Origin of the sequence: Kitasatospora sp. SolWspMP-SS2h, assembly GCF_003259315.1 — a bacterium.
Classification (GTDB): Bacteria; Actinomycetota; Actinomycetes; order Streptomycetales; family Streptomycetaceae; genus Kitasatospora; species Kitasatospora fiedleri.
Genome location: NZ_QLLT01000019.1, coordinates 51067 through 62458 on the forward strand (window position 1 = coordinate 51067; position 11392 = coordinate 62458).

The 11392-nt window shown below is 75.2% G+C and carries 8 protein-coding genes and 1 pseudogene; 8 read left to right on the forward strand and 1 reads right to left on the reverse strand.

What is annotated here, in order from left to right:
* Positions 1-70 precede the first annotated feature (70 nt).
* Positions 71-1318: a serine/threonine-protein kinase gene (locus K353_RS23305; RefSeq protein WP_199528215.1), complete on the forward strand. Its 1248-nt coding sequence runs from the start codon at positions 71-73 to the stop codon at positions 1316-1318.
* 112 nt (positions 1319-1430) lie between these two features.
* Here the strand turns inward: K353_RS23305 and K353_RS23310 are convergent, their stop codons facing one another.
* On the reverse strand, positions 1431-2750 hold the full coding sequence (locus K353_RS23310; protein ID WP_111555499.1) for a DUF3370 family protein: 1320 nt from the start codon (positions 2748-2750) through the stop codon (positions 1431-1433).
* A 347-nt stretch (positions 2751-3097) separates the two neighbouring features.
* On the opposite strand from K353_RS23310, the gene K353_RS23315 reads away from it, so the two are divergent.
* The 7 genes and pseudogenes from K353_RS23315 to K353_RS35990 all read left to right on the forward strand — a co-directional run.
* Positions 3098-4414 carry a sugar ABC transporter substrate-binding protein gene (locus K353_RS23315; protein ID WP_158585470.1) on the forward strand — a complete coding sequence of 439 codons (1317 nt, stop codon included), beginning with the start codon at positions 3098-3100 and terminating at the stop codon, positions 4412-4414.
* Between the two features lie 165 nt (positions 4415-4579).
* Positions 4580-5458 carry a carbohydrate ABC transporter permease gene (locus tag K353_RS23320; protein ID WP_111555501.1) on the forward strand — a complete coding sequence of 293 codons (879 nt, stop codon included), beginning with the start codon at positions 4580-4582 and terminating at the stop codon, positions 5456-5458.
* Positions 5455-6363: a carbohydrate ABC transporter permease gene (locus tag K353_RS23325; RefSeq protein WP_111555502.1), complete on the forward strand. Its 909-nt coding sequence runs from the start codon at positions 5455-5457 to the stop codon at positions 6361-6363. The genes K353_RS23320 and K353_RS23325 overlap by 4 nt, the downstream gene beginning before the upstream one ends.
* Complete coding sequence (locus tag K353_RS23330) at positions 6360-7130, forward strand: GntR family transcriptional regulator (protein WP_111555503.1); 771 nt, start codon at positions 6360-6362, stop codon at positions 7128-7130. Before K353_RS23325 ends, K353_RS23330 begins: the two co-directional genes overlap by 4 nt.
* On the forward strand, positions 7127-8350 hold the full coding sequence (locus K353_RS23335; protein ID WP_111555504.1) for an ROK family protein: 1224 nt from the start codon (positions 7127-7129) through the stop codon (positions 8348-8350). Before K353_RS23330 ends, K353_RS23335 begins: the two co-directional genes overlap by 4 nt.
* A complete protein-coding gene (locus K353_RS23340; RefSeq protein WP_111555505.1) occupies positions 8347-9909 on the forward strand; it encodes a DUF4127 family protein in 1563 nt (520 codons plus the stop codon). The genes K353_RS23335 and K353_RS23340 overlap by 4 nt, the downstream gene beginning before the upstream one ends.
* Positions 9906-11324 (forward strand): annotated as a pseudogene (locus tag K353_RS35990) (FAD-dependent oxidoreductase); the annotation flags it as partial. The gene K353_RS23340 and the pseudogene K353_RS35990, both read left to right, overlap by 4 nt.
* Between the last annotated feature and the right edge of the window lie 68 nt (positions 11325-11392).

Below are 11392 nucleotides of genomic sequence, written 5' to 3' on the forward strand. Positions count from 1 at the left end.
CGGGGGTACCCGTCAGCGGACCGTGGCCCCTCCGCACGGTGAGGTCGGCCGTCCGGCAACGGAGAGTGGCATGAACGTGACAGCAGAGAGCATCCGCGGCACGGCCCTGTTCGCCGACCGGTACCGGGTCGAGGGCACGCTGGGGCGGGGGAGCGCCGCCGAGGTGCTGCGCGCCGTCGACCTGCGTCTGGGCCGGGAGGTCGCGCTGAAGGTGCTGCACCGCAGCGCCCCCGAGGACTTCGCCCGCCGGTTCACCGCCGAGGCGCGGACGCTGGCCCGGCTCCGGCACCCCGGCGTGGTCGAGGTCTACGACCACGGCAGCGCCGACGACCGCCCCTACCTCGTCCTGGAGCTGGTGGACGGGACGACACTGGCCGAGGTGCTGCGCACGTCACCGCTGTCCCCCTCCGCCACGCTCCGGCTCGGCCGGGAGCTCGCCCGCACCCTCGCGTCCGTCCACGCCCACGGCGTCGTCCACCGCGACGTCAAACCGTCCAACGTCCTGATCGACGCCTCGGGAACCCCCCGGCTCACGGACTTCGGCATCGCGCGCCACCCCCTCGACGAGTGCGCCCAGGACGCCGAGGCGACCCGGACGGGCTTCGTCGTGGGCACCCCCGCCTACCTGGCACCGGAACAGATCCGCGGCCAGGGCGCCCGCCCGCCCGCCGACGTCTACGCGCTGGGCCTGCTGCTGATCGAGTGCCTCACCGGACGGCGCGTCTACTCCGGCGGTCCCATGGAAGCGGCGGTGGCCCGCCTGCTGCATTCTCCCGCCATCCCCCCGGGCACGCCCGCACCGCTCGCCCGGGCCCTGCGCGCGATGACCCGGACGGACCCCGAGGCCCGCCCGTCCGCCGCGGCGTGCGCGGACCTGCTCGACCCGCGGGCGCCGGAGCCCCCGGTCTTCGGAGCCGGAGCTCCGGCGGGCCGGGGCACCACCCGGCGCAAGCGCGTCGCCCTGTCCGCGGGCACGGTCGGCCTGCTGCTCGCCGCCGGAGCCGGGAGCATGGCCTTCGGCACCGGACACCCTGCGGCGCCGCCCGCACGACAGCCCGCGATCACCTCCACCCCCTCTCCGGCGCCCACGCCCACCGCCACGCCCAGCACCGCGCCGGTGCAGGCGCCGTCGGCCAGCACCACCGGCGGCAGCACCACCGGCGGCAGCGCCCCCGCCGGGCCGGCCCCGCAGAACGCGGCCCGGCCCGGCCCGGGCCGGCAGGCCGGACCGGCGGAGGCACCCCGCGCCGACAGCGGGAAGAAGCCGGAGAAGCCGGAGAAGGGCGGGAAGCCGCCCGAGAAGGGACCGAAGCGGTGACGGCGCCCCCTGCGCCCCCGGCGCCGACCGCACCCACCGCCGCCGGTCCAATCCGGTCCGCCGGCGCCGTACGGGTGCGGCGGCGACGGCGACCGGTCGGGAGGCGGGCGGGTCAGACGCTCTCGAACAGCAGTTGCGAACCGGCCGTGATCAGGCCCGGGACCTCGAACTCCAGCTCCACCAGGGTGCTGGCGCCGGGCGCCAGGACGTAGCGGCCGACCTCGCAGCGGGGCACGGTGGGCCGCACGTAGAGGGTGGCGATCCGGGCCGGGCCGCCGTCCACCCGGACCGAGGCGGCGCCGTTCCAGGTGTCGCCCGGCACGTCGGTGGCGGCGGTGATGTTGGAGCCGAAGGTGAGCACCGCGGTGCGGCTCTGCGCCGAGGGGTTGGTCAGCCGGGCGCGGACGGCGTAGCGCATGCCGTAGTTGCCCCAGCTGCGCTGCGAGGAGTCGGACAGGGCGGCGGTGGCGGGCACCGTCTGGTCCAGTGCGGCGACCTGGCGCTGCGTGGTGTTCAGGGCCAGCCCCAGGTAGGCGCCGGCGGCGGGCACCGAGACGTCGAAGGTGCCGGTCTCCCAGCGGGAGGCGGCGTAGACGCCGGCCTGGCGGCCGTAGGTGGTGTCGGTCTGGGAGACGACGTTGCCGGGGGCGGCCTTGGCGTCGTTCTGGGTGTAGTTGACGGCGGTGGCGGTGCTGCCGTCGGTGGTGACGGCGGTGTACACGTACACGCCGCCGGAGGCGGTGACGTCCAGCAGGCCGTCCACGATCGAGGAGGTCATCGGGATCCTGGCGATCTCGACCATGGTGCGCGGCTGGACGGCGGTCGCGGCCAGGTACGTCCGGGTGGTGCCGGCGGCCCAGTCGTGGGAGGTGGCGTAGCAGGGGCCGGTGCCGGCCCGCTGGGCCGGGTCCTGGACCAGCGGCTTCTGGGCGTTGGTCCACGCCGAGCCTGCGGCGCTGACGGTGACCGCGGAGCCGTTCGGGTTGGAGACCAGCACGTGCAGGTACGCCGTCGTGCCGGTGCTGTTCTGGTGGTACAGGTACACCGGGAAGGTGCCCGAGAGCGGGTGGGCGGAGCCGCCCCGGTTGGCGGTGGTCCGGCCGCACTGGGCGAGCCAGCCGGGGCCGGTGAAGGTCTCCGGGTTGTTGGAGACGAACATCTCCGCGCCGGTGGGGCCGCCGGGCAGCTGGAGGAGCTGCTCGCGGGGGACGGTGGGGCCGGGCGCGGACGGGGTGCCGGCCGTCCAGGAGCCGGCGTCGACGGAGGCGGTCAGCGGCTGCGCGCACCCGCAGGCTGCGCGGTCCGCTGCCGAGTGGTCACTACCAGTGTTCGCGCGGGCCGGGGCGGCTGCGAGCGGGACGGCGACACCGGCGAGGAGCGCGGGTGCCAGGCCGAGCAGGGCCCGGCGGGTGGGGGTGGGGCGGTGGTTCACGTGTTTCTCCTCGTGAGAGTGGGGGTCTGCCCGTATCGCGGACGTGCGGGGGCGGTCACGTGACGGTCTCCGCGGCAGTCGAGGGGCGGCGCTACGGGAGCCATAGAGGTAGATACCAGAAGTGCTGGCGCGTCAGAAGTGGCTAGGACCGAATCGGTCGGTCCGTCCGGACAGTCGGTGCCGTTATGTACCGATTAAGGAGAACTGTCCAGCGGAACGACTGGATCGGAGGCGACAAGGGGTTGACGCGGAAGGGGATCAACTGCGAACTTTCTCGGCAAGTGGTCCCTACCACTTCCGGAACGACCCGGTCTCCCTCGCCTTTCCCCCGCCGTAGTAGGAGAGTCATGCCCAGCAGCAGAGGCATCCGCCTGGCCGCCGCCGTCCTCACCGTCGCCCTCGCCACGAGCGCCTGCGGTCTCGGGTCGAGCGGCTCCTCCACCGATCAGGGCGGTGCGCCGTCCGGCAAGGTCGGCGGCACCATCACGCTGGAGACGCTGCAGCTCAAGCCGACCTTCACCGACTACATGACCGGCGTCATCGCCGCGTACGAGAAGGAACACCCGGGCACCAAGGTCGACTGGGTGGACATCCCGTTCCAGGGCGCCCAGGAGAAGCTGACCGCCGACGCGGCGGCCGGCAACCTGCCGGACGTGGTCAACCTGAACCCCCAGTTCGCCCAGGCGCTGGAGGCCAAGGGGCTGTTTACCGACCTCGACAAGGCCGCCGCCGACGTCAAGCCGTCCTACGTGCCCGGCGCCTGGTCGGCCTTCCAGGTCCCCGGTCAGCAGGGCTCCTTCGGCCTGCCGTGGTACCTCACCTCCGAGGTCACCATGTACAACAAGGACCTCTTCACGAAGGCCGGGCTGGACCCGGAGAAGCCCCCGGCGACCTTCGACGAACTGCTCGCCGACGGCGCCAAGCTGTCCGCGGCCGGCCAGGGCGCCTTCTACGGCATCCACCCCGCGCTGGAGAACCGGTTCATCACCGACCTCGCCAAGCAGGGCGTGCCGCTGCTGGACGCCTCCGGCAGGAAGTGGACCTTCAACACCCCCGACGCGGCCGCCTACCTGCAGAAGCTGGTCGACGCCTACCAGGGCGGCGTCTACCCGCAGGACTCGCTGACCCAGAACCACAGCAAGGAGACCGAGGCCTACCAGTCCGGCCGGATCGGCCTGCTGCCCTCGGGCCCGAACTTCCTCGCCACGATCAAGAAGAACGCCGCCGACATCGCCGCGAACACCGGCGTCGGCCCGCAGATCACCGGCGCGTCGGGCGCCACCAACATGTCCGTGATGGGCCTGCTGGTCCCGAAGTCCGGCAAGAACCAGGCCACCGCCCTGGACTTCGCCAAGTACCTCTCGAACGCGCAGAACCAGCTCGCCTTCAGCAAGATCGTCACGATCCTGCCCAGCACCCTCGAATCGCTCAAGGACCCGTACTTCAAGGCCGAGGGCGACACCACCCCCGAGGGCACCGCCCGCCGGATCTCCGCCGAGCAGATCGCCAAGGCCCGGAACCTGGTGCCCGTCCAGTACGACTCGCGGGTGACCGCGGCCGTCGTCGGCAAGGTCCAGCTCGCCCTCCAGGGCAAGCTGACGCCGCAGCAGGCGCTCGACCAGGCGGTCGAGGAGGCCGACAAGATCACCGGCGCCGCCGGCTGATGCCCGAGGCCGGACGCTTCCCCCGCGTCCGGCCCCGTGGTCCTGCGCCGCCGCCCGGCCCGGCCAGGACCCGCCGTCGCGGACGGTCCCCCGCCGTCCGCGACGGCACCCCGCCGGGCCCCGCGCCCCGCCCGCCCCGCCCGCCCCGTACGACAGGAGACCCCCGTGACCGGCCGACGCTGGTACGTCCCCTGGCTCTTCCTCCTCCCGGCCCTGGCCATAGCCGTCTGCTTCTTCATCGTCCCGTTCGCGAACACCGCCGTGCTGTCGTTCACCGACGCCAGCACGCTGGGCGGCGGCACCTTCACCGGCACGCACAACTACGCGCGGCTGCTGCACGACGGCCAGTTCTGGCAGTCGGTGCGCAACACGCTGCTGTACATCGCCGTGGTGGTGCCCTGCCTGGTGGTGCTGCCGCTGCTGCTCGCGGTGCTGGTGCAGAAGCGGATCGCCGGCATCGGCTTCTTCCGGGCGGTCTTCTACTCGCCGGTGGTGGCGTCCATGGTGGTCGCGGGCCTGATCTGGTCCTGGCTGCTCTCCGGCGACGGCCTGGTCAACTCGGTGCTGCGCGGGCTCCACCTGGTCGCCGAGCCGGTGCCGTTCCTCACCGACGCGCGCCTGCTGCTGTTCAGCGCGATGGCGATGACGGTCTGGAAGGGCCTGGGCTACTACATGGTGGTCTACCTGGCGGCGCTGGCCAACGTGCCCCGCTCGCTGCTGGAGGCCGCCGAGGTCGACGGGGCCGGTGCCGTGCGGCGCTTCCGCCACGTCACCCTGCCGCTGGTGCGGCCCACCATGGTGCTGGTCGCCACCCTCGCCGCGATCGGCTCCGCCAAGGTGTTCGCCGAGGTCTACACCCTCAGCGACGGCAGCGCCGGGCCGGGCGGCGAAGCCCGCACCCTGGTCTACACCATTCGTGAGATCGGCCTCGGCCTGGGCGGTGAGGCGGGCTACGCCTCCGCGATGAGCATCGTGCTGTTCCTCGGCACGCTCGGCCTCTCCGTCGCCGTCACCCGCCTCAACTCCCGGGAGGAACGGGCATGACCACGCTGGAAACCCCCCAGGCACCGGCCGCCGCCGCCGACCCGCGCCGCCCGGCCGCCCCCGTCCCCACCGCCCGCCGGGTGCGGGCCGCCGCCGGACTGGCCGGCCGCTACCTGCTGCTGGCGCTGGTGTTCGCGCTCACCGTCGGCCCGTTCCTGTGGCAGCTGTCCACCTCCCTCAAGGGCAACGGCGAGCGGGTCTTCGGCTACCCGCCCCAACTCCTGCCCGCCCGCCCGACCCTGCACCACTACGCCGAGGTGCTCGACACCGTCCCCGTCCTGCACTACGCGGGCAACTCACTGGTCGTGGCCCTCGGTTCGGTGCTCACCAACTGCCTGCTCGGCTCGATGGCCGGCTACGCGCTGGCCCGGATGAAGTTCCGCGGCCGAGGCACCGCCGCCGGGATCTTCCTCGCCACGATGATCATCCCGTTCGAGAGCATCATGGTCTCCGAGTTCCTGGTCGCCCGCTCCCTGCACCTGACCGACACCCTGCTCGGCGTGATGATCCCCGGCGCCGCCTCCGGCCTGTCGGTGATGCTGATGCGCAACGCCTTCCGCCGACTGCCCGCCGAGGTGGAGGAGGCCGCGGTCCTGGACGGCGCCGGGGAGTGGACGCGGTTCTGGCGGATCGCCCTGCCCTCCGTCCGCGGCACCCTGGCCGCCGTCGCCATCTTCAGCTTCGTCTTCAGCTGGGACGACTTCCTGTGGCCGCTGGTCTCGCTCTCCGACCAGAGCAAGTACACGCTGACCGTGGGGATCCAGTACCTGTCCGGCACGTTCACCAATGACCAGCGGGTGATCGCCGCAGGCACCATGATGGCCGTCGTGCCGCTGCTGGCCCTGTTCTTCGCCCTGCAGCGGTTCTTCTTCCGTGGCGTGGGTGAGGGAGCGGTCAAGGGATGAACACGACGACGAACGGCACCGGGCGCGGGGTCGCCAAGCAGACGCGGGCCGCGGAGCCCCGCGAACCCAAGCACGAGACGCTGCGCCGCGCCCTGCTCGACCTCGTCGAGGGCGCCGCGCCGCACGACCCGCTGCCCAGCGAACGCGACCTGATGGCCCGTTACGACGTCAGCCGGGTCACCGTGCGCCGCGCCGTCGAACGCCTCAGCCAGGACGGCCACGTCTACCGGGTGCAGGGCTCGGGCACCTTCGTCGCCGAGCGCGAGACGATCAGCAAGTCGCTCCACCTGACGTCCTTCTCGGAGGACATCCGGGCCCGCCGGATGACGCCCGCCGGCCGACTGCTGCTGATGGAACGGGTGCCGGCCGACGTCGTCAACGCCCGCCACCTGTTCGTCGAACCCGGCACCCCCCTGGTCCACCTGGAGCGGCTGCGCACCGCCGACGGCGAACCCATGTGCCTGGAGAACGTCTGGCTGCCCGAGGCCCTGCTGCCCGGCCTGCTCGACCAGGGCGAACCCGCCTCGCTCTACCACCTGCTGGAACGCGCGGGCGCCGCTCCCGAGAGCGCCCAGCAGACCGTCCGGGCCACCCTCGTGGACGCCGCCCAGGCCGCCCTGCTGAACGTGCCCCCGCAGTTCCCTGCCCTGTACGTCGAGCGGGTCACCCGCGACGCCCGCGGCCGCGCCGTCGAACGCGCCGTCAGCCTCTACCGCGCCGACCGCTACGACTTCACCTTCACCATCACCAGGGAACGCCGACCATGAGCACCACCCCCGAGCACCGCGCACCGGCGCCGCCGGTCCTGGCCGTGGACATCGGCGGCACCAAGACCACGGCGGCCGTCGTCACCGAGACCGACGGCCGACCCCTCCCGGCCGTCCGCCTCACCGTCCCGACCCCCGCCGCCGACGGCGGCGCCGCCGTCCTCGCCGCCGCCCTGCGCCTCGCCCGCCTCGCCGCCCAGGAGGGCGCCGCCCTCGGAGCCGCGCCGGTGGCCGTCGGCTTCGGCACGGCCGGCGTCGTCGACGCCCACGGGCGCGAGATCGTCGCCGCTACCTCCGCGCTCCCCGGCTGGGCCGGCACCGAACTGGCCGCGGCCGCCGAACGGGAACTGCGGCTGCCCGCCACCGTCCTGAACGACGTGCAGGCGTTCCTGGCCGGTGAGTGCGCTGCCGGAGCCGCCCGGCACACCGAGGTGGCCGTCGGCGTGATGGCCGGCACCGGCATCGGGGGAGCAGTCGCCGTCGGCGGCCGCCTGCTGCGCGGCGCGCACGGCGCGGCCGGCCACCTCGGGCACCTGCCGGTCCCCGGCGCGGAGGGAACCACCTGCCCGTGCGGGGCGGCCGGACACGTCGAGGCACTGGCCGCCGGCCCGGCCATGGCCGCCGAGGCCCGCCACCGGCTGCCCCACCGCCACCTGCCCGACCTCCGCGCCGTCGCCGCCCTGGCGAAGGCCGGAGACCCGGTCGCCCAGTCCGTCCTGCACTCCGGCGGGTACGCCCTGGGCACGGCGCTGGCGGGCGTCGTCGCCGGGCTCGACCCCGACGTGATCGTCCTCGGCGGCGGCGCAACCGCTTCCGGCCCCTGGTACGAGACGGGCCTGCGCGCCGCCCTCGCCGTCCACACCCTGCCCCTGCTGGCCGGCGTCCGGGTGGTGCGCTCCGCGCTGGACGCCGACGCCGTCCTGATCGGCGCGGCGGCCGAGGCCCGCACGCTCGTCGGGACGGCCGGGATCCCGCGCACCCGCGGCCCGCAGGCAGGTGACGCCGCCGGGGCCCCGGGCACGCGGCCGCCGACGGCGGGCACCGCCGGGAGAGGGAACCCCGGCGCCGCGGAGGCCCGTGCACCGCGGACCGCGGACCCCGGCGGGCCGCCCGCCGGCACCCCGGCCGCGGAGGCCGGCCCGCCGCACGCCGCCGTCCCGACCCGCGGTGCCCGCGGGCAGCGGGCCGCCGAACCCTCCGAAAGCGCAGGAACGCCGTGAGCTCCCCCCGAATCGCCCTGGTACCGCTGGACGAACGCCCGGCCTGTGCCGAACTGCCGCGCCTGGTCGCCGCGGTGGCCGGCGTCCGGCTGCTCACCCCGCCCGCCGACGCCATGCCGGTGCTCCGGGAACCCGGCAGTCCCGGCGCCCTCGCCGACTGGCTCTCCGCCGTCGAGGCCGACGCGGCCGTCGTCTCCCTGGAGACGCTGGGCCACGGCGGTCTGATCGCCTCCCGCACCCGCCCGGCCACCGTCGCCTCCGTCACCGCCGCCTGGGCGCCGCTGCACGGCCTGGCCGCGCGCGGCGTCGCCGTCCACGCCGTCACCCTGATCACCCGCACCCCCGACTCGGCCGACGCCATGGAGGAACCCGCCTACTGGGACCCGCACGGCCCGGCCCTGCACCGGCTCTCCGCCGACCTGCACCGGGCCGCCGACGACCCGGCCGCCGTCGCCGGCACCCTGCGGGCCGCCGAGCTGCCGGCCGACGTCCGCGCGGACTTCCTCACCCGGCGGGTGCGCAACCACGCCGTCAACCTGGCCGCGCTGGAACTGGTCGCCGACGGCACCCTGCGCACCCTGGTCGTCGGCGCCGACGACACCGCCGAACACGGCCTGGCCACCGCCGAACTGCGCTGGCTGGACACCTGGTCGGCCTGGCTCGGCCTGGGCGAGCGCGTCAGCGTCCGCCCCGGTGCCGACGAGGCGTGCACCGTGCTGCTCGCCCGCACCCTGCTGGAGCTGCTGGGCGGGCCCGCGCCGACCGTCCGGATCGAAGCCGTCGACCCGGCCGGGCTGCGCCGCACCGCCGCCTACGAGAACGTGCCGGTGGCCACCACGGCGACCCGGCAGCTCCGGGCCTGCGGGGCGGTCGTCCTCCCGGACAGCGACCCGGACGACCCGGACGTCGTGCTGCTCGTGCACACCCCCGACGCCGCCGGCGACTGGGCGGTCGCCCCGCCCGCCGCCACCGACCCGGCCCCCGCCCGGGCGCTGGCCGCCCGCGCGGCGGCCCTGCTGGCCGCCGGACAGGCCGTCGCCGTCGCCGACTGCGCCCAACCCAACGGCGCCGACCCGCAGCTGGTCCGCGCCCTGGCCGAGGCCGGGATCCTGGAGCGGCTGACCGCGTACGCGGGCTGGAACACCGCGGGCAACACCCTGGGCACCGTGGCCGCCCACACCGTGACGGCCGTCGCCGCCCGCCGGGCCGGACGCTTCGACGAGCGCGCCCACCGGCGCCTGCTGCTGCACCGCCTGGTCGAGGACCGGGGCTGGATGAGCGGCGAGCGCGCCCGCGTCCGCGCCCTCCTCGGCAGCGACCCCACCCGGCACGACCACGTCCCCGCCGGCCACCCCGTGCTCGCCGAGATCGCCGCCGGCCTGGCCCGCCGCCGCGCCGAACTGCCCGGCTTCGACGGCCTGGTGATAGACCCCGCGTCCGTCCGGCTGCCCTGGTCCCGGACCTTCGAAGTCGACTTCGCGCTCACCGACAGCGGTTCCGCGAGCGCCGCCCACCCCGCCCCCGTCACCCGCCCCGGCGCCCCGGAGGACGCCCGATGACACCTCACGAGACCACCCCAGGAGGGCAGTTGGCCGCCGAGATCGCCGTGATCGGCGGCGGGCTCGGTGGCGTCGCCGCGGCCCTGGCCGCCGCGGAAGCGGGTCACACCGTGGTGCTGACCTGCGACCAGCAGGTGCTCGGCGGACAGATCACCACCCAACTCGTCCCGGCCCTGGACGAGCACCCGCACATCGAGGCGCCCGGCGGCGCGTCCGCGTCCTACCGGCGGCTGCGCCGGGCGCTGCGCGCCGAGTACGACGGTGTCGACAACCCCGGCGGCGGCTGGGTCAGCCGCCTGTGCTTCGAGCCCGCCGCGGCGCTCCGCGTCCTCGACGCCCTGCTCGCCCCGCACGTCGCCGCCGGTCGGCTGCGGATCGTCACCGGCGTGCGCCCCGTCCGGGCGGTGCGCGAAGGCGGACGCCTCACCTCGGTACGGCTGCGGGGCCAGGACGGCCGCGAACTCTCCGTCGCCGCCGTACTGTTCTGCGACGCCACCGAGACCGGAGAGCTCCTGCCGCTGGCCGGCGCGCCCTGGGCGATCGGTTCGGAGGGCCGCGACGCGTTCGGCGAGAGCCTGGCCCTGCCCGGCGGCCCGCACCCGCACGCCGTGCAGTCCTGCACCACCGGCCTGCTGGTCGAGCACCGCCCCGGCGAGGACCACACCGTGCCCCGGCCCGAGGGGTACGAACGCTGGCGCGACACCCAGCCGTTCACCCTGGAGATCGCCGGCTGGGACGACCGCGCGCACCGCTACCGGATGTTCACCGACGGGCCGGACGGCCACCCGCCGTTCTGGACCTACCGGCGGCTGCGCGAGGGCGCGCGGTTCGGCACCACCGACCTCGCCCTGATCAACTGGGCGGGCAACGACTACGCCGACGCCTCCCTCGTCCACGAGCCCGAACGGGCCGGTGCCGAGTCCCGCCGGCTGTCGCTGGCGTTCCTGCACTGGCTGCAGACCGAGTGCCCGCGCGACGACGGCACCGGCCGCGGCTACCCGGGCCTGCGCCCGGTCACGGACGACGCCTGCGCCCCCGGCGGCCTGGCCGCCGAACCGTACGTGCGGGAGTCCCGCCGCCTGGCCCCGCCCGCGCCCGTCCGGCAGCAGGACCTGGAGCCCGTCCCCGGCGCGGTCCGCGCCGCGAACCGGCCCGACAGCGGCGGCCTGGCGTTCTACCACATGGACCTGCACGCCCGGATCGGCCACCCGCAGTCGGCGTACTCGCCCACCGCGCCGTTCCAGGTGCCGCTGTCGGCCCTGGTGGCGGGCAGCCCGCGCAACCTCCTGGCCGCCGCGAAGAACCTGGCGGCCACCCAGGCCGCCGCGGCCGCCTACCGGGTGCACCACGGCGAATGGGCGGTCGGCGAGGCCGCCGGGACGCTCGCCGCGCAGTCCCTCGACCGGGCCCTCGAACCGGCCGAACTGCTCGACGAGCGACAGGAGTTGACGTCCCTCCAGCTCGCCCTCGCCCGGCGCGGCGT